Source organism: Vibrio sp. SCSIO 43136, assembly GCF_023716565.1.
Taxonomy (GTDB): domain Bacteria; phylum Pseudomonadota; class Gammaproteobacteria; order Enterobacterales; family Vibrionaceae; genus Vibrio.
Genome location: NZ_CP071848.1, coordinates 2,443,771 through 2,462,514, shown reverse-complemented (window position 1 = coordinate 2,462,514; position 18,744 = coordinate 2,443,771). Strand labels below are relative to the sequence as shown.

Sequence of the window (18,744 nt, the reverse complement as noted above, 5' to 3'; positions counted from 1 at the left end):
GGAGTACTTATGGCAAGGGGCACATGGGTAGTAATTCTGATTCTACTCACAATGTTTTCTGGGGTAGCTTCAGCAGCTAAGATCACCAACTTAGCTGAAGGCGATGCAACATCTATTAAGTTGGAAAGCCCAATTGGGTCGGTCTTTGTGGCAAATCCAGAAATAGCAGACTATCAGGTAATTGAGAAGAATAAGGTGGTCATCTACGGCAAGTTGGTCGGCAATACATCTTTCATGGTCTTCGGAGAAGAGGGCGAGACTCTTATCTCGAGAAAACTTGTTGTTAATAAGAGTCTAGTTCATATTCAACAGCAAATTCAGCTTAGATATCCTAAATCTGAAGTCACTATTTTCAATCTAGCTGAACAGGCGGTGCTGAGTGGTACCGTCTCTACTGTTGAAGAGCGCGAAGGAATTTACAACTTAGTCGGAGAGTTATTAGGCAAAAAAGCCGAAATTTCAGATATTAGTTGGGATTTGCAGGAAAGAAGCTATCGCATGGATTTTATGCGTCGCTATCGTTACGAAGGGATTGTAAATAACATCGAAGTAGTCGCTACCAAGCAAGTCAATGTGAAAATTTCTATCGCTGAGGTCTCTCATACTTTCCTTGAAGAGTTTGGTATAGAAATTGGTACAACTTCAGCAGGGGTTTTCGTTGATTCACTTACCAGTATCAGCCCAGATGATATTATTTCGGTTATAACAGCGATTGGTGACGATAATGTCGGACAAGTTCTTTCTGAACCTAACTTGTCTGTTATTTCAGGAGAAACAGCTAGCTTCCTTGTTGGTGGTGAGTTACCAGTAGTAACTATTGTTGATGGTGGTACCAACGTTTTCTATAAAGAGTTTGGTATACGCCTAGAATTGATGGCTAAAGTATTGAGAGACGACAAGATAAAACTGTCGTTAATGCCAGAAGTCAGCTCCCTCGACAATCAATATGCCAATGATACTTACAACCTACCATCCCTTAAAACTCGCCGTGCGCGTACGACAATCGAGTTAGGAGATGGTCAAAGCTTTGTGCTCGGTGGGTTATTGAACACCGAAGATCGTGAAGCGCTGCGCCGCATTCCCTTCATTGGTGACGTACCTGTCTTGGGTGCTCTGTTTCGAAAAACTGAGACAACCCGTTCTAAAACTGAGCTCATCATAATAGCTACAGTCAACCTTGTAGAGCCTGTCCACCCTTCTCAAATACAGCTACCAACATTGGAAAGGACGTCAACTCTGACTCGTTGGTTTGCTATTGAGTCTTCGTATCCTAAAGCCAGCCAAAAGTGGCTTGAACAAGTACTATCAACAGGAGGGTTCAAGCAATGAGATGCCTAGTAATTATTGGTTCAGTGCTTGCGCTGGCAAGTTGTGCCGAAACCATAGTAGAAAGAGAACCTGTTGAAGTTCAAATAGTACCAATCTATTACACTTTGGAAGTTAACCTTAAGAAAAGTGGCGAGAAGGGCGCTCGTCGCTATTTAAATGAGTTCGTCGAGAAGCATTGGGACATCATCTCTAGTCAGCCAGTAGAAATTGGTTGGACAACAACTAAGGGAAAGAAGGTCGCCATGTCTTATGAAGACTACTTAGTTTCCCTCGGTATAGCACAAGGTCAGTTAAGCGTCGTTGAAGTTCCGAAAAGCGCTGACGCTAAAGTATTTGATGTTCGTTTGAGAGCAATTAAACACAAGTCAGTCACTAGTGTTTGTGAATACTATCGTTCAGGGCATTGGGGACGCAATATTGATGGTTGTTATTCAGAGTCTGCTCGTTGGCTCTCAATGTCTAACCCTGAAAAAGCTCTGCTCAGAAGAGATTAGTTTAAGGGGTGAATTATGTTTGATTTAGTTGATGTTCTAAAAAAGTCTCAGAAAACTAGCTCGATAGATAAGAGTGATATTACATCAGTTGTCTTTTATCAAACTGACCAATGTCGAGCGATGGTGAAAGAAGCCTATAACTTTGAGGGGCTTCTGCCTCCTGTCGTTAGCCAAAATACCGATGAGTTGATCTCTGAACACGTTCGAAATGACAATGTAGAAATTATTATTATCGAACTTAACAAGAGTGAAAACGTTACTCAGGATGCCGAGCGAATTAGTCATCTATTGCCAAATGATGCTTCCGTCGTAATCGTGGGTAGTGAAGATGCGATTTCAACCATACGTAATTTAAAGCGATTAGGTTTCTATTACCTCTTTTGGCCAGTTAACAAAGAAGAGATGATCGACTTTGTTAAAAGTGTTCATGAAAATCGTAAGCGAGCTCAAGGTATAGGTAAGCGCCGTAAAGCTAAACAGATAAGTTTTATTGGCAGTAAAGGCGGTTTAGGAACCACACTGCTTGCCGCTGAAACTAGTATATTGCTTTCCAGTGAAAAGCACTCTACCTGTATTGTTGTAGATAACCATTATCAAGGTGGGAACCTTGATATTATGATGGGCATGCAGAAGTTTGAGAAATCAGAGATCAGGCCCGGTTCACTTGCTTCTTCTTTAGATAATACCTCCGCACAAAGCTTACTCAAAAAGCGAAATAGCATGCTTGCGGTACTGTCACTTACTTCTGGCGACCTTTCTACTCCTGATATCAAAGATTACAGTCGTGAAGTGATTCACCATTTGGCTGAAGACGCAAACTTCATGGTAGAAGATTTTTCTGGGTGTGGGGTTTTAGTGCATGGTGTACCAGATATAGCGGCAATGTCTGACATCATTGTTCTCGTGTTTTCACCAAGTGTTGCGTCACTCCGTGAAGCGGCGCGAATTAAAAAGACCATTGATGAGAGTGAGCACAAAGAATCTCTTAAAATTATTTTGGTCATGAATCACGTACAGCCTGAAGGTGTTGCGACAGTTAACCAGCAAGAGGTGGAAAGATACCTTAAAAAGGGGGTTGATATCGTATTGCCATACGTGAAGAAGCTCGATGCGCAAATTCTCGAAGGAAAGAGATTGAGTCAACTTCGCGGCAAACCTAAAACTAGCATGCATAAGCTCACTTCGCTCATCTTGGGTGAAGAAGAAGGCAAGAAGCGCGTCAAGTTTTCATTCGGTAAGAGGTAACTAGTGAATGAACGGTGCCAAGGAAATATATAAAGGCTTACGTAGGCAGATTTTTGATGCGCTTGACCCAGATGCGATCGATAAACTTACTCAAGAGCAATTAGGTGCGCAATTAGGTAAGGCTATCGATATGCTTATTGAGCGCGAAAGTCTTCCCATTCCTGTTGTTTTACGAAATGATTTTGTTCGCAACCTGATTGATGAGCTTCATGGCTTGGGTCCATTGCAGCCCTTAATGGAAGATGAAAGTATCACAGATATCATGATCAACGGACACGAGGATGTTTTCGTTGAGCGTAATGGTATTGTCGATAAAGAAGAAGTGAACTTTGTCGATGAAAATCAGGTACTGGAAATTGCTAAACGTATTGCGTCTCGTGTTGGGCGACGTGTTGATGACTCTCAGCCATTGTGTGATGCACGCCTAGCAGATGGTAGCCGTGTCAATATTGTTATTCCCCCGATTGCCATCGATGGCACTTCAATTTCTATTCGTAAATTCAAAAAACACGCAATCGACTTTGCCAAGTTGGTGGATTTTGGTGCGATGAGCCCAGAGATGGCTCAGCTGTTGATGATTGCCTCTCGTTGCCGATTAAACATCCTGATTTCCGGTGGTACGGGTTCTGGTAAAACCACCATGCTCAATGCCTTGTCCCAGTTTATCTCAGAGAAAGAACGTATCGTAACGATTGAGGATGCCGCGGAACTCAAATTGCAGCAACCGCATGTAGTTAGATTGGAAACAAGAACGGCAGGTATCGAGAACACTGGGGCCATACATCAGCGAGATTTGGTCATTAACGCCCTGCGTATGCGTCCTGATCGCATTATAGTCGGGGAGTGTCGTGGTGGTGAGGCATTTGAGATGCTTCAGGCGATGAACACAGGTCACGATGGTTCAATGTCTACCTTGCACGCCAACACCCCAAGGGATGCTTTAGCCAGGGTGGAAGCTATGGTAATGATGGCTACGAGTAACTTACCACTAGAAGCGATTCGACGCACTATTGTCAGTGCGGTGGATCTAATCATCCAGATCAGCCGCCTGCATGATGGTAGCCGTAAAGTGATGAACATTACCGAAGTTGTAGGCTTGGAAGGTCAAAACGTGGTTATGGAGGAGTTGTATCGATTCAAACCAGGACATCAAAATCCAAACAGCACAAAAGTTGAGGGTAACTTTGTTACTGCTGGCCTTATGAAACGTTCTATCTTAGTCGAAAAAGCGAGATTTTTTGGCCTAGAAGCACAGCTGGAAGCGGCTTTCCAGCAAGGTGAGTTGCGGTGATTACCTATCTCGTTTTTGGGTTGATTGCACTGGGTGTCGTCCTATTGGTTGTTTTAGGGCGCAAGCCCAAGCATTCCTACCTCCAGGAATTCAACCGTACGGTTAGAGTCGATAATATGGCGAGTGATCAAGCGGTAAACTACGAGTCTTTAACTGAGAAGTCTGCATTACAAACGATAAGAGACGGTTGGATAAATCTTAACAAGCAGTTAGGAAACTTTGCAGCTATTAAGCTAATCGGATATTGCGTGGTGTTGTTTTTTTTAGGAAATGAAATCGATCAGCGCTTTATTCGTGGTAATCCCTACATTGTCATAGGAATCATTGAGGTTTTGGGCCTCTTCGTCGGTTACAACTGGCTGCAAAAGAAAGCGGAAAAAGATTTTGAAGAAGCGTTTCCGGACGCACTTAATATGTTGGCAAGTGCTGTATCAGCTGGTGAAAGTATTATGCATGCCATTATCTATGTAGGTAAATCCCTCGATGGTGATGTCGGCGCTGAATTTAAAGTGATGGGTGACCGTTTACAGATGGGGGAGTCGCCAGATGATGTGTTTAGAAAGTCATGTCAACGATTCCCCTATGCTTCATTTCAGTTTTTCATCATTACGCTGCGAGCTAATATGCACCGTGGTGGCCAACTTAAGGACGTAATGACTCGACTCAACCGCTTGATGTTTGACGCTAGGGCGATAGAGAAGAAAAAATACGCCTTGACCTCAGAAGCCCGTGCTTCTGCAAAGATCGTTGCGGCCATTCCGTTTGTCTTCCTTTTAATGCTTCAATACCTCAGCCCAGAGAATTATGAGTTTGTCATGTTTAATGAGCAAGGCAAGCCCATTCTTTATTACATGTTAACCAGTGAGTTTATTGGCATCACTATCATTTGGATGTTGATGAAGGGGGTTAGGTAATAATGGAAGTGGTTATCGAGTTTTTCATGCGACCAACGGTACAAATATTGGTACTTGTATGGGCACTGGTTACTATTCTAGCAACACTTTTCTACTATGTATTTGATTATATTAGGAGAAAGAGGTACTTGCGAAAGTTTGGCCTTAAACTTCATGAAGAGAAAGGTACCATCAATTACATTGAGGAAGCGACAGAAAGACTTAACAAAGTATTTGTTTCTTCAACGACGGATACTAGCGATAAGTTTATCGCAGCAGGTATGTACAACACTCAGTATGCATCCCTTGTTCAACCAATCAAGTACTTAGTAGCCATCATTGGTGGTGGGGCGATTGCTTATGCTGGTTTTCGCCTCAATTGGAAAATGATGGACTATATTTTATATGAGTCGATCTGGTTGGTTCTCGTGATCATACTGCCGGATATGTATCTCAGGCAAAGAAGTGTTGCGTTGCAGCACAAGATATCCAATAAGCTGCCTTACCTACTCGATTTGATGGGTGTTTGTGTACAGACAGGTATGACGATTGAGTCATCGATGGGTTACTTGGGTAAGGAAATGGCTAACTTTGACAAAGATCTGGCCTACATGCTTAAGAAAACCAATGATAGAGCTAGGCTAGTCGGATTGGAAATCGCTTTGCAAGAGTTATATGAACGTGTACCAACACCAGAAGTGCGAAGCTTTGTCATGACCTTGAATCAAAGCTTACAGTATGGCTCATCAATTTATGGTGTATTGACTACGTTGGCAACAGATATAAGAGAAGTTCAAATGCTTGGTTTGGAAGAAAAAATTGGGAAACTGGCAGCGAAAATGTCAGTGCCACTTATATTGTTCATTATGTTGCCCATAGTTATTCTAATCACTGCGCCAGGCATCATGCGAATGCTGAGCTAAAAAGGAAGAAGGTGTAATGCTAGATTTGGGTCCTGTGATAACTATTGTAGTGATCTTGCTATTGGCAGGATGTGCTGCGACGTCTAAAGACAGTGGTATCGAAGAGCAGGCCTTAAAAGCAGACTTTGAATCTAAAGAACAAATGTTTAAACAAACGAGTAATCACGGCGAGCTGATCCGTTTGTATAAATCCGAGTTACTCAAGAATGAGACTCCAGAATTGAGAGCTAAGCTGGTCGAGCAATATATTCATGCCAAAGATTTTGAATCAGCTGATTTTCAGTTGAGCACAATGGATAGTGAATTTTTAGGTTCGGCTAAAGGTTTGCTGCTTAGAGCTCAAGTTGATTACTACCAAAAAAAATATGAGACCGCTCGAGAGGCAGTTGCTAAAGCGATAGTGTTAGAACCTAAAAACTCCTCAGCACATAACTTGTTGGGACTCGTGCTATCACAACAAGATGAGTTTCATCAAGCTCGCTATCACTTCTATCAAGCGAGACGCCATTATCATGATGATATTGTGATCAAGAATAATTTGGCGGTCATTGACCTAATTCTGGGAGACTACCAAGGTGCGGTTTCTAAGCTTGAGTCACTATATGCTAACGAAACTGCAGATGAACAAGTGAAAGCAAATCTTGCCATGGCATACGCAAAACTTGGTAATTATCCTAAAGTCGAGCAGATGCTTGGAAATACTTACTCAGATGAACAGTTGGAAATGATCTTCGTCGGCTTACGTGCAGCACAGCCATATGGTCAAGTGGGCAGTAATGCTGCGACATCCATTGAAGTTGAACAAGAATTCGATGTCGAACCGGGCGTTGAGGTTGAAGCAGAAACTCAAGTCGCATCAGTAGTAGTACCTACTACAATCGTTGAGCCACTACCAACTGACAGATTGGACGGAGAGGCAAATGTACCGGAGTAAACACAGAGGGGTGGTTACGGTTGAGTTTGCTCTCGGCTTTATGTTGTTTTGGACCATGTTGATTGCTTGGGTTGAGGTCAGTTATATGTCTTATGTAACAGCCATCAGTGATCTAGCCATTTCTGAAGCTTCTCGGTCGGCTAAGACTGAAACAGACACTTATATCACAGCTTTCTATCAAGTACTCAATGACAGCAATAGTATTTGGAAGAGTTTGGTCGATGAAAGTAACTTTACGGCGACAGTACAGTTTATTGGATCGATTGATGACTTAACCAACTTTGCAGGCGTTTGTGCGCCTGCCGATGGTCAACAAACTGCGAGCTGCGGGACAGAGACTAATAGTACTATTGCAATTTATTCAATAAGTTATGAATATACCTCACTGTTTTCACAGTTTATTGATAGTTCGGTATTCAGCCGAGAAGTATTGGTTGTTCAGGAGTACGAGCGTGATCAGTTCCAGATCTAATCAACATGGCATGTTCATGATTGAGTTCGCAGTAGTAGGCTTGTTTATGAGCCTACTTATTGTGTTTAGTGGAGATGTGATCATTAAGTTGTCAACACAAGGCAAACTGGACCGTCTTTCCTTTTCTGCTGCTAGTATCTTAAAAGAACGTACTCAGCTTTATAACGGTGAGTTCGTTATGTTGGGCTCAGAAGCTGATGCCATGCACACCATTATTTCAGCATCGCTTGGCCGTTCAATGGGTAACTTTGATGCGGCGAGTCTTGGCGTAAGAATAGAAGAACAAACATACAACTCAGACAACACACCTAAAGGGCTGGTGACTTACTTACGTGGTAGTCAAACTTGTGCAGTTGATGAAACGCTTTCAAATCTGCAAGGGGATTTAGCTGTCGTGACGACTTGGGGGAGAATGTCTTCTCTTTATCGAGTCACGATTTGCTATGAAACAGACAATATGATTGGTGACCTACTAGGGCTGGATTATACAACGGTAACATCCAGCTCTGTGTTGGTAGGGAGGTAAAAATGAAGTACCTAAACATCAAACGAAAACAAACCGGCCATGCCGCTATGCTGTTTGCAATTATGGTACCGGTACTTTTTGGTTTGTTTAGCCTAGCTACTGATGGAGCAAGAGCTATGCAGGCGAAAGCCCGTATGGATGATAGCCTTGAAGCTGCTAGTTTGGCTGTAGCCGCTCATAATGATGATAACGATGATGATGGAAGTGGTGCGGGTAGCGCCATTAATCAAGCGATCGCCAACGCCTATTTAGATGCATACTTGGGTGCAGATACGCCAGTTTCTAACTTAAAGATAACTAAAAAAGCTTGCGAGGATATACCAGATTGCGTCACTGGCTTGGTTAATGGTGAATCGCGTTTTTTCGAGTACAGTGTTACCGCTACATCTACACATGATTCTTGGTTTCAAGGTGACCTAGCCGCCGTAGAAGAGTCCTATAATGTTTCGGCTGACGGAACTTCAAGGAAGTATCAAAACCATGCAGTGGATGTGGTTTTTGTGTCGGATTTTTCAGGTTCAATGGGAAATGGTTGGAGCGGTGGCAGTAAAGATAAATATCTGGACTTAGTCGACGTAATTAAAGATGTTGTTGATGAATTGCAAAAGTTCAATGACTTAGAAAATGTTGATGACAATACGGTAGCGTATGTTGGATTCAATCACATGGTGAAGCAGTCTAACGTAGGTTGTTGGGTCGACCAGTTGAAATATAGTGGTGGCTCTGTCAGTTATTCGTTGACAGTCAATAATATCTTCATTGAGAAATCTACATGCACATATAACTCTCATGGCAACAGTGCAAACTTTTACGATATTTCACCAACGACAAATTTTACGAGTTTTAAGTCGACGATTTCTGGGTTTAGCCCAACAGGATGGACAGCTTCATATCAAGGCATTATCCGTGGTGCACAGATGCTCAACAAGGGAAATAATCCGCGTAGATTAATGATCGTATTATCTGATGGTGCAGATTACAGCAGTACCAACAAGAGCATTTCAAATGGCTTAGTTAATAGCGGTATGTGTACCAAAATACGAGACACCTTAGATGCGCAGGTGGTTGGCGTAGATAATGATCAAGTCAGCTCGAAAATTGCTGTAATTGGCTTTGACTATAACGTTGGGAGCAACGCTGCACTACAAAATTGCGCAGGCTCAGCCAACGTGTTTAAAGCAGAAAACAAAGCCGAAATTTTGAATAAAATACTAGAGCTCATTAGCGAAGAGATTGGGCACTTAATTTAGGGATAAAAGGTACGATAATGGATAAGAAAAACAGACAACGTCTCTTAGTCACCATCTTAGGTTTCATGGCACCGGTAGCATTTGCCCAAGAAGATGTGAATCAGTCACTTGAAATGTATTGCAATGCTAGTGATGCAGAATACAAGCAGAGTGTTACCCTAGGTGTGCCAAAAACGCTGGTGCTCAAAGCTGGCTCATTTAATCAGTTAGAAACCGACAGCAGTTATCGTGCGACCATCGATTACATTACCAACGGCTTAACTCGCGTTGGTTTGACTTCGGAATGTGCTGAGTATCTATTGTCTAAAAGTAGTCTTCGTGTAGAAAATGACGGGGAAGTCTTCGCACGAGTGTACTTTGACTTTAACAAGTACCAGTTAACCAAGAGCTCGCAGTATGTGTTGGATAACGTCGCCAAACAGCTGCAAGAGACCCCGACAGATTTGATTGTAGAAGGTCACGCTGATGCGATTGGTAGCCATAGTTATAACTTCTCCTTAGGTCTGAAACGTTCAAACGAGGTCATTGATTACCTCGAAGAGAACGGCGTTGATAAGAAAAATCTGGTGGCGATATCTAAAGGCGAGAAAATGCCTATCGCAACTAATCTGACGGAAACTGGCCGAGCGAAAAACCGCCGTGTAGATTTGATTGAGGTTGCTCAGTAAGTTAATTAGACGTAACTATTGATAAAGTTAAAAAGCCCCGATGAGATATTTTCTCATCGGGGCTTTTCTATTTTTTATCATCAGCCTAATATGATCTTGCGAGAGATATTATGCATCTCTTGGATCTATTTCTGGATAGCGTTGCAGCACGTCAGCGATGTAATCTTGATGGTCCCTTAGTACGTTGACACAATGTCCATCTAACTTGCCCATTGCCACCATCTTTTCCATTTCCAATAACGCTGAAGGGACACACCAAGCTTGCTGATATGGCCTGTGACTGGTTAGTGCATCAAAGATATTCGCCACCGAAACAATACGAGCAGAAATTGGTATATCTTCCCCTTTTAGTCCATTTGGATAACCAGAACCATCCAAAAATTCGTGGTGGTAGAGCAGAATCTCTTTTAGGGTGTTTACACACACGTGTTCAGGATTGCCCAACTTACGTAAGATATTTTCAACAATTTTAATGCCTTTATCGATATGACTTTGCATGATAAAGCGTTCATGATTAGACAGACGGTCGGGCTTGTGCAAAATCATATCGGGTACTGTGACTTTACCGATGTCATGTAATCTCGAGAACAAATGGATATGTTCCACGACTTCATTATCCAATTTATAGGCTTGAGCTAAATCCTGTGCAATGAGATGGGCGAATAGACTCACTCTAGACATGTGTCGATGAGAGTCAGGGTTCGTGCTTGGGTAGAGCTGTTTCGCCATTTCCACCGAGTCAATGATGGTATGGACTAAAGAGTATTCATGACTAAATAGCGCTTTAATATCCTCACAAAATGGCTGCAATTGTTGCTGGGCCTCTTCATCAAACACCTCAGCAGAAAAGGAGTTGAAGTTCATAAAGCCAATAAATGCTTGCTGATGGTAACAAGGAACAGAAAATGAAGATAAATAGCCCTGCTCAAGTAACCATTGAGAGTAGCTTCTCGGAGGGTTTTCGATGGAAGATAAGTTGTCTATGACTCTTGGGGTTTGGCTGTCAGCGCAAATTTTTAGATTTGGACACTGACTCAAATGCATAGGATTGAATGTGCCTCTTGGGTGGTTGCTGATCTCACTCGCCGCATAGATGCGTAACATATCTAGGTGGGAGTCATACAAAGTAAAGGAAATACGGTCAACTTTGGGCAACAAAGTGCGGATCTCTTGGTGGATACTTTCTAACTGTTGGCTTAAAGAATTTTCCACCGGAAGTGCTGGTTGGATGTCCGTACTTTGCATGATGTGCCCCCTCTACCGAAGTTTGTTCCATTTGGCCTTCATATAAGGCGGGAAAAAGCTGAATTCCCGCCCCATAAGTGTAGATGAGAGACTCAAGGTTTGCTGTGTATTGGTGAAACTAAATTCATAGTTCTTCATCCCCTTGATCTAGATCAGAATAAGCTCATTAGTACACCAGAAATGATGAAGAACCCAACCAATATTATGATGGAGACTTTTCGTTGTTTTAGTAGGTAAAAACCTCCAAGGATCAATGCAATATCAAGCCCCGAACTGACAGCGCTGGTGAACACCGGGTTATAAAGTGCCGCAATAAGTAAGCCAACAACAGCTGCATTGACACCTGCTATGGCACCAGCAAGCTTTGGTTTGCCTGCGAGTACTTGCCAGTTTTTCAAAACTGCCAAAACTAATAAGAAGCCTGGAACAAAGACACCAACAGTGGCTATAAGTGCTCCCCAAAAAGGGGCTTGCGGCATGAGGTGATAGCCAATATAGGTGGCAAAAGTGAACATTGGGCCTGGCACTGCCTGCGCTGCGGCATAACCCGTTAGGAATTGATCAGAAGAGAGTTGATCACCCACGATGTTTTGCAGCAGTGGTAGGACGACATGGCCGCCACCAAAGACGAGACTGCCCGCTTGGTAAAAGTCACTAAACAGTTGCAGGCTCGGAATCGCAGTCGAAAATAGAGGCAAGATCAATAACAGGATCAGAAATAATCCTAATGGACGCCAAGATATCTTTACCGGAGATTCTTGTTGTATTGGCTCAGATGGTAAGAGCTTGAAGCCCACTAGTGCCGCAATAATTAACACGGCCATTTGCATAAATAAGCTAGGGAAGATAAGCAGTGCCCCCGCTGTAGCAAAGCACAAGCCTACACGAAGCTCCGTTTTGCAAAAGTTCTTATACATCCCCCAAATCGCGTCGGCAACCACGACTACAGCGAGCAATTTTAACCCGTGAATGATGTTTTGAAACAAGGCGGTATCGGTGATTTGGCTGCTGAGAATAGCGAGAACCAACATTAAAATAATAGAAGGCAAGGTAAACCCTAAGAAAGCGGCGATTGCGCCACCAAGCCCACCTTTTTGGTAACCCACCGCAAAACCGACCTGACTTGAGCCTGGGCCAGGTAGGAACTGACTCAATGCGACCAGTTGAGCGTATTCGTCATCACTTAGCCATTGGCGCTGCTCTACAAACTCTCGACGAAAGTAACCGATATGCGCAGCCGGCCCGCCAAAGCTCACCCAACCCAACCCGAAAAATATTCTAAATATTGACCACATGTTAAACGACTCATGATTAGTTTTGTCTACTCTAATTAGGAAATCTAAATGACTCAAATTGATAGTTTCGATACTATCTATGAATAGTATAGGTTTGAGAGGGTATATGGCGGCGTTTGATCGATCTTGGAAATCGGTAGATCTAAATTTGATGGTGAGCTTTATTGCTTTGTATGAAACACAAAGTGTTACGGAAGCTGCGCAGAGAATGTTTGTCAGTCAAAGTGCGATGAGTCATTCACTGGCAAAACTTAGAAACTTATTGGGTGACCCACTTTTTGAGAGAAGAGGGCACAAAATGTTACCGACAGAGCGAGCGACTCAGCTCGCTCCAATTGCAAAGCAAATCCTGACGCAAATTGAAAATAATTTTCTTACTCATCAGCATTTTGAGCCTGAACATTATCAAGGGGTTTGTCGAATTGGTTTGACAGACTATGCGGAGTTCATTTTTGGACCAAAGATATTTGATAGCATCACTGAACAGGCTCCTCAGTGCCAGATCGCATTCATTAATGTCAATCGCACTAACTATGTCATTAGAGCTGAGAGTGACAAGTTAGACGTGATTATCGGGAGTTTTTCTGATCTAGACAGCAAGTTTCAGTACCATCACCTTTACACCGAGCAGCACGTTTGTTTGTTTGATCCTAATCGAATTAGTGTAAAAACTCCCCTTAGCCTTGATGATTATTTGCGATATCCACATGCTTTGGTGAGTCCAAATGGTCAGCTCAGCTCACCAGTAGATAAGATCCTAGAGGAACAAGGGCACACTCGGCAGGCAAGAGTTGCTGCTGGTAACTTTCTTACTGTTGGACGCTTACTGGCTGATAGAGCGATGTTAGCGGTGGTGCCGAGTCGTATGGCAAAGTTAGTGGATTATAACTCTCAGCTGGAAAACTGCCTTCCTCCGATTGAAGTGCCGGATTTTGATATCAGTTTGGTATGGTCGAAACACGCAGACTCAAACGAAAAGAACCTCTGGCTACGAAAGACGATTATGCAGTGTTGTAGGTGATATCTTTCAATAAGTTAGGATAAAAATGTAGGCGCTAGCGATTTTTGTTTTATTATCTTGCTTAGATCGAACCGCCCTTAAGATATAAAGGAAGATGACATGGCTAAACCGATTGTAGAGCTGGATTTTATCGCAGACGTGACATGCCCTTGGTGTTATGTCAGTTACCTGAATTTGGCCCGAGCCATAGAGGTCTTAGATGACAAGCTGGATATCACTCTGACGTGGCAGCCGTTTGAGCTTAGTGTTGATCTTCCTGAGTCAGGCGTTCCGTTACCTTTGTTTCTTGATAAGCGCTATGGTTTAACCCCAGAACAGATCACTGCACAGTTTGAGCAGTTGAGTCAGCTTGCGTTGTCAGCCAACGGAGAAATCAACTTTGATTCATCCTCAATGATTTACAACACCCGAAAGGCTCATATATTGCTTCTGTGGGCGATTGAGAGTGGTTTACAGCATGCGCTGAAGGTTGCTCTGTTTGAAGCCTATTTCAGCCATGGTGAGAATATCGAAGATCATGATGTATTAAAACGTTGCTGTAAAAAAGTTGGCTTACCTGGTGATGATGTAGAAAGCGTCTTAAGCAGTGAAGAGTGGAATAAAAAAGTAGAAGACCAAGAGCTACAATGGCTATCACTAGGTGTGCATGCGGTACCTGCACTAGTGGTTAACCAGCAGCACTTGATTAGTGGAAGCCAGACTAAAGAAATATTCATTGAAGCTTTACAGGACTTGGTTTTTGCTTAGTTTTCCAATCAAATTCCAAATGCAGTAAGTGGTTATTAAGCTGAGGTAGCCATCAATGGCATAATGCCACCCAAGATGCACCGAGCCTACTAAGATTGATAAGGTAAATAGTATCCCCATAGCACCTGCCCAGCGGTTAAATGACCACAAAGCTAAAGTTATTAAGAAGGTAGTTGATACGTGCATACTGGGCATTGCTGATATGCCCTGCCCGGTCATATTGGTTTGAGTAGAGTAAGCTGTCCATAATTTGTCTTGTACGTTAAGGGACCAAACTTTTAGTGAACTACCACTATCTATCAGCCATTGATGATGTTCTTCAAGCTGGTTCATCAAGCTCGAAAACTCTTCCAGCGGTGGGTAAATGTGGTTGTAGAAAACAGGCCCAACTGATGACAGTGGTAATGCAAATAAAGTCCCATTAATAAACCAAACGGCGATGAACCCAAGTAGGGCGCTTTGCCTCAATTTAGGTTTTATGACTAGTGCCATAGAGCCAACTAAGAATAACCAAATTACCGCAAACCAGATCTGATAGAGTAGATTGATAACTCCAGTTGCATATGCGGTTGAAAACAGGTCATGAGATATTTGCCATGGCGACAAGCCAAAATGTAGCCACTTATCGAGTTGGACGAAAATTGGATCCATCGAATAAGGGAGTATCGATGGAATCGCTGACTTTACTGAGGTATAAGCTGAAAAAGTCCAAGAGAAAGCAATACTTAACAATATGAAGTTTACGCACTCAGGCCAGTGTTTAAGTAGACTCTTAAGTTGCCGCCAATAAAAGCCTAACGGACTGGGGTGGCGAATACCTACCAGGTAGATAAGTTGCCCAATGACTACAATAAGTAAAGTCACGAGTGTCGCTTTGGGAAATAGGTCTATGTACCAAGAAATTTCGAAATATTCCCAGTTATTTGTTACCCACAGTAGTAATCCATCTAGCAGTACGATGCTCACAGATAATAGGTATAACCACCTATCACGGTAGAAGACTTTTTTCAGTGCTTGCATAACTTATTGAATTAGATAAAAACTCTTTTTTGTAATCTATAAACAAAAAAAAGCCAACCTAATTGGCTGGCTTCTCATCAATTTTTTGACTTGAACTTAGTTATTGCTATGCAGCTCACTATTTAGCTCAACCGCCGTCTTATTGGTTAGACACTCAATTTGGCCTGTTGTTGAGTTACGACGGAATAGTAGGTCTGGTACGCCAGCTAGGTCACGTGCTTTAACTACTTCGACAGCTTTACCTTGGCTATCTAGCATTTGTACTTTTGAGCCAGCGGTTACGTATAGACCCGATTCGATAGTACAACGGTCGCCCATTGGGAAACCAAGACCTGCGTTTGCGCCAAGCAGTGAGTTCTCACCGATAGAAACAACCACAGTACCGCCACCAGATAGAGTGCCCATGATAGATGCACCACCACCGATGTCTGAGCCGTTACCAACCACAACACCTGCAGAAATACGGCCTTCAACCATGCTCACACCAGTAGTACCAGCGTTGAAGTTAATGAAACCTTCGTGCATTACGGTAGTACCTTCACCCACGTGCGCACCAAGACGTACGCGAGAAGTATCCGCAATACGAGTGCCAGTTGGGACAACGTAATCCACCATTTTAGGGAACTTATCAACACAATCTACGCTTAGGGTTTCACCAGCTAGACGAGCTTCCATTTGACGCTCAGGCAGTTCTGGTAGATCGATAGGCCCTTGGTTTGTCCATGCGATGTTGTGCAGAAGGCCGAAGATACCGTCTAGTACTGTGCCGTGTGGCTTGACTAGACGATGAGAGATAAGTTGTAGCTTAAGGAAACCCTCTGCCACTGACTCAGGCTTTGCATCTGACTCAAGGATAACTAACACAAGAGGCTGATCTGAGTTTGCAGCTTTTGCTGCAAAAGTTGCGTTGACCGCTTGGTCATTAGCTTCGAAAGCCGCTGCTAACGCTTGAGCTTGAGATGCTTCAATTTCAATCGCTTGGTTACCACTTTCGTAGCCCGCTACTTCAGCCAGAGCTGATACTAGTGCATCACTTGGGTTAAGCACTGGTGCAGGGAAGAATGCTTCGATGATCTTGCCATCACGGTTTTTAGTCGCGCTACCAAACGCCAAAGAAAAGTGTGCCATGTCAGGTCTCCATTAATAGTTGTTGAGCTTGCAGCTATTCCATTGGGAGCTGCAATCTTAAATTGGTTTAAAAGCATCATAGAGAGCATCGCTGAAGGTGAAAAGGTCATTTCAGCCGATCGTCTGCCAATCGATATGAGCTGTCCGATGAGCGATATAATATCGCTAGAAAGAAAAATAGCCAGCAATGCTGGCTATTTCATAAAAACTTGAGGATTATGCAGCGTCTTCGCTTGCTTCATCTTCTTGAGCAACATCAGCAACCGCTTTAGGCTTTGCTGGCGCTTTACGTTTCTTCGCACCTAGTGCGTATAGTACGTCTTCTTTATGTTTTGCTAAGTAAAGCGATAGCTCTTCTTGCTTGGATTCATCTTCGATAAGCTCACTCTCACCCAACAGGGTAAATAGCTCATCGGCCATATCCAACATTTTGTCATAAGCGTCGGCTTCAGCCTTAGAGGTAAAAGTCATCTTTTCTTCTCCATTGCGCTCCACCACGTACTTGACGATAACAGCCATGGTTTATCCTCATAATATTAAAAATCTACTGGGTGTTTATACAGATTCAAGCAAATAAAGTCCAGTTGGAGCGGGAGAGTTGTGGGGGAAGTCGGGAAACGGCGAACGGCATGTCGGTAAACGTATAGGTTACTTTTTGTCACTGTCCGTGCCCTTGGCCGTGAGCGCAGCACCCGTTTACCGTTTACCGAAATCAAGCGTCCGAATATGCTAAGATACTCGCAAATTTCCCAACCACCACCGAACCCTTTATGAAAATCTACGTAGACGCTGATGCTTGCCCTGTGGCTATTCGTGAAATGATTGTGCGTGCGGCGCACCGTACTCAAACAGACACCTTGTTTGTGGCCAACCAGTTTTTGCGTTTAGCTCCGTCGCCTTATGTAAAGATGCAGCAAGTGCAAAGTGGCTTTGATGTGGCAGATAATGAGATTGTTCAGAAAGTGGAAGCAGGGGATCTGGTGATCACCAGTGATATTCCACTGGCCTCTGAAGTGATTGATAAAGGTGCACTGGCATTGAGTTCACGTGGGGAGTTGTTCACCACTGAGAATATTAAATCTCGTCTTAATATGCGCGACTTTTTAGAGACGATGCGCAGCAGTGGTGTACAAACAGGAGGACCAGCGCCTTTAGGTCAAGCAGATAAACAAAACTTTGCTAACCAACTTGACCGTTGGCTGGCGAAAAAACGCTAGTATTCACCTTGCCAAGCGGCACAGAACTTCAAGAACTGCGCCATCAAAGGGCTTTGATAACGCTCTTTATGATGTAAGAGCCAAAACCTTCTTTGCATATCGAGTGGCAAGTTTAGGGCGACCACTCGACCATCTTCAATTGCCCAGCGCGCCGAGCGCATTGATAAGCAGGCAAGTCCCAAGCCAGCGCTTGCGGCATTAATGATCGCTTCTGTGGTATTCAGCTCAAAGGCTTCATGCCAAGTGTCTATTCTGGGGGCGATTCTTTGCAAGAAAAACTCCCGGCTGCCTGAGCCTGACTCGCGTAATATCCAATCGGAGTGTTCCAACGAGCTGGTGGTGAGCGCTTCTTGATTGGCGAGTGGGTGGCTTGCGGCGGCAATCACACACATGGTGTCATCAAACCAAGGGGTGGCGATCAGTTCTGGGTGATGGGTTTTGCCCTCGATGAAGCCCACATCTAACTCATAGTCGAGTAGCTTTTGGCAAATTTGGGCACTGTTAGAGATAAACAGTGCCTGATTGGTGTGCCCACAATCGAGACGAAAATCTTGCAGCAAAAAAGGCACCACCTGATTGCCAATAGTATCACTGGCACCCAAGTGCAGCGCCCCGGTTAAGGGTTGGTTGCTGTTAAACAAGCTGGAGATATCGTCTGAGCGATGCAAGGGCTCGTCGGCCAACGGCAGCAGCTTTTTACCTTGGCTGTTGAGCACCAAACGATTATTGACCCGATCAAACAGGGATTGGTCGAGCTGCTTTTCAAGCTCGGAGAGTGCCATGCTCACTGCTGCTTTGGTCAAAAACAGCTTTTCTGCTGCTGCGGTAATGGTTCTTTCACGAGCAATCGTGACAAACACGGTCAGTTGTTTAAGCGAAGCCGCCATAGGTTCAACATCTCTTAACAGTGGGAAGCTCAATGTAAACTTTGCTGAATATTTTTCAAAGCACAAATTGAGTGCTTTTTTGTTCAGTTGAACGCTAAAACGAGCCTTGGCTTGGGCGAATTTCTTATGCCTGTGTTACTCTCAAATGATTCAAATTCT

At 43.5% G+C, this 18,744-nt stretch carries 20 protein-coding genes; 14 read left to right on the top strand and 6 right to left on the bottom strand.

Annotation, left to right across the window (positions count from 1 at the left end):
* Positions 1–9 precede the first annotated feature (9 nt).
* Genes J4N39_RS11695 through J4N39_RS11645 form a run of 11 tightly spaced genes read left to right on the top strand, consistent with a single transcriptional unit; the run spans position 10 to position 10,025 of the window.
* A complete protein-coding gene (locus tag J4N39_RS11695; RefSeq protein ID WP_252019496.1) occupies positions 10–1,329 on the top strand; it encodes a type II and III secretion system protein family protein in 1,320 nt (439 codons plus the stop codon).
* Positions 1,326–1,823, top strand: coding sequence for a hypothetical protein (locus J4N39_RS11690; RefSeq protein WP_252019493.1), 498 nt, complete (start codon positions 1,326–1,328; stop codon positions 1,821–1,823). Before J4N39_RS11695 ends, J4N39_RS11690 begins: the two co-directional genes overlap by 4 nt.
* 15 nt (positions 1,824–1,838) lie before the next feature.
* Positions 1,839–3,068, top strand: a complete 1,230-nt coding sequence (locus tag J4N39_RS11685) for a CpaE/TadZ family protein (protein WP_252019490.1) — start codon at positions 1,839–1,841, stop codon at positions 3,066–3,068.
* 7 nt (positions 3,069–3,075) lie between these two features.
* Entirely contained in the window at positions 3,076–4,359 is a 1,284-nt protein-coding gene (locus tag J4N39_RS11680) for a TadA family conjugal transfer-associated ATPase (RefSeq protein ID WP_252019488.1), read from the top strand.
* Positions 4,356–5,273 carry a type II secretion system F family protein gene (locus tag J4N39_RS11675; RefSeq protein ID WP_503063672.1) on the top strand — a complete coding sequence of 306 codons (918 nt, stop codon included), beginning with the start codon at positions 4,356–4,358 and terminating at the stop codon, positions 5,271–5,273. Before J4N39_RS11680 ends, J4N39_RS11675 begins: the two co-directional genes overlap by 4 nt.
* A 26-nt stretch (positions 5,274–5,299) precedes the next feature.
* Positions 5,300–6,175, top strand: a complete 876-nt coding sequence (locus J4N39_RS11670; RefSeq protein ID WP_503063929.1) for a type II secretion system F family protein — start codon at positions 5,300–5,302, stop codon at positions 6,173–6,175.
* A 16-nt stretch (positions 6,176–6,191) separates the two neighbouring features.
* On the top strand, positions 6,192–7,109 hold the full coding sequence (locus J4N39_RS11665; RefSeq protein WP_252019483.1) for a hypothetical protein: 918 nt from the start codon (positions 6,192–6,194) through the stop codon (positions 7,107–7,109).
* A complete protein-coding gene (locus J4N39_RS11660) occupies positions 7,096–7,581 on the top strand; it encodes a TadE/TadG family type IV pilus assembly protein (RefSeq protein ID WP_252019481.1) in 486 nt (161 codons plus the stop codon). The genes J4N39_RS11665 and J4N39_RS11660 overlap by 14 nt, the downstream gene beginning before the upstream one ends.
* On the top strand, positions 7,562–8,107 hold the full coding sequence (tadF, locus tag J4N39_RS11655) for a tight adherence pilus pseudopilin TadF (protein ID WP_252019479.1): 546 nt from the start codon (positions 7,562–7,564) through the stop codon (positions 8,105–8,107). Before J4N39_RS11660 ends, tadF begins: the two co-directional genes overlap by 20 nt.
* A gap of 2 nt (positions 8,108–8,109) precedes the next feature.
* Entirely contained in the window at positions 8,110–9,357 is a 1,248-nt protein-coding gene (locus J4N39_RS11650; protein ID WP_252019476.1) for a TadE/TadG family type IV pilus assembly protein, read from the top strand.
* Positions 9,358–9,374: 17 nt separating this feature from the next.
* Positions 9,375–10,025: an OmpA family protein gene (locus J4N39_RS11645; protein WP_252019473.1), complete on the top strand. Its 651-nt coding sequence runs from the start codon at positions 9,375–9,377 to the stop codon at positions 10,023–10,025.
* A 108-nt stretch (positions 10,026–10,133) separates the two neighbouring features.
* On the opposite strand, the gene J4N39_RS11640 is transcribed toward J4N39_RS11645, so the two are convergent.
* Positions 10,134–11,270: an HD domain-containing phosphohydrolase gene (locus J4N39_RS11640; RefSeq protein ID WP_252019471.1), complete on the bottom strand. Its 1,137-nt coding sequence runs from the start codon at positions 11,268–11,270 to the stop codon at positions 10,134–10,136.
* Between the two features lie 152 nt (positions 11,271–11,422).
* Positions 11,423–12,565 carry a chromate efflux transporter gene (gene chrA / locus J4N39_RS11635; protein WP_252019468.1) on the bottom strand — a complete coding sequence of 381 codons (1,143 nt, stop codon included), beginning with the start codon at positions 12,563–12,565 and terminating at the stop codon, positions 11,423–11,425.
* A 106-nt stretch (positions 12,566–12,671) separates the two neighbouring features.
* On the opposite strand from chrA, the gene J4N39_RS11630 reads away from it, so the two are divergent.
* Complete coding sequence (locus tag J4N39_RS11630) at positions 12,672–13,586, top strand: LysR family transcriptional regulator (protein WP_252019465.1); 915 nt, start codon at positions 12,672–12,674, stop codon at positions 13,584–13,586.
* A 99-nt stretch (positions 13,587–13,685) separates the two neighbouring features.
* Entirely contained in the window at positions 13,686–14,333 is a 648-nt protein-coding gene (locus J4N39_RS11625) for a DsbA family oxidoreductase (protein ID WP_252019463.1), read from the top strand.
* On the opposite strand, the gene J4N39_RS11620 is transcribed toward J4N39_RS11625, so the two are convergent.
* From J4N39_RS11620 to J4N39_RS11610, 3 genes are all read right to left on the bottom strand, one after another.
* Positions 14,310–15,353, bottom strand: coding sequence for a phosphatase PAP2 family protein (locus J4N39_RS11620; RefSeq protein ID WP_252019460.1), 1,044 nt, complete (start codon positions 15,351–15,353; stop codon positions 14,310–14,312). The two genes, J4N39_RS11625 and J4N39_RS11620, sit on opposite strands and share 24 nt — an antisense overlap.
* A 96-nt stretch (positions 15,354–15,449) precedes the next feature.
* Entirely contained in the window at positions 15,450–16,481 is a 1,032-nt protein-coding gene (gene dapD, locus J4N39_RS11615; RefSeq protein ID WP_252019457.1) for a 2,3,4,5-tetrahydropyridine-2,6-dicarboxylate N-succinyltransferase, read from the bottom strand.
* Between the two features lie 216 nt (positions 16,482–16,697).
* A complete protein-coding gene (locus tag J4N39_RS11610; RefSeq protein ID WP_252019453.1) occupies positions 16,698–17,000 on the bottom strand; it encodes a YebG family protein in 303 nt (100 codons plus the stop codon).
* Positions 17,001–17,251: 251 nt separating this feature from the next.
* On the opposite strand from J4N39_RS11610, the gene J4N39_RS11605 reads away from it, so the two are divergent.
* Entirely contained in the window at positions 17,252–17,698 is a 447-nt protein-coding gene (locus J4N39_RS11605) for a YaiI/YqxD family protein (protein WP_252019451.1), read from the top strand.
* Here the strand turns inward: J4N39_RS11605 and J4N39_RS11600 are convergent.
* Positions 17,695–18,585: a LysR substrate-binding domain-containing protein gene (locus J4N39_RS11600; protein ID WP_252019449.1), complete on the bottom strand. Its 891-nt coding sequence runs from the start codon at positions 18,583–18,585 to the stop codon at positions 17,695–17,697. The two genes, J4N39_RS11605 and J4N39_RS11600, sit on opposite strands and share 4 nt — an antisense overlap.
* Positions 18,586–18,744: the final 159 nt, after the last annotated feature.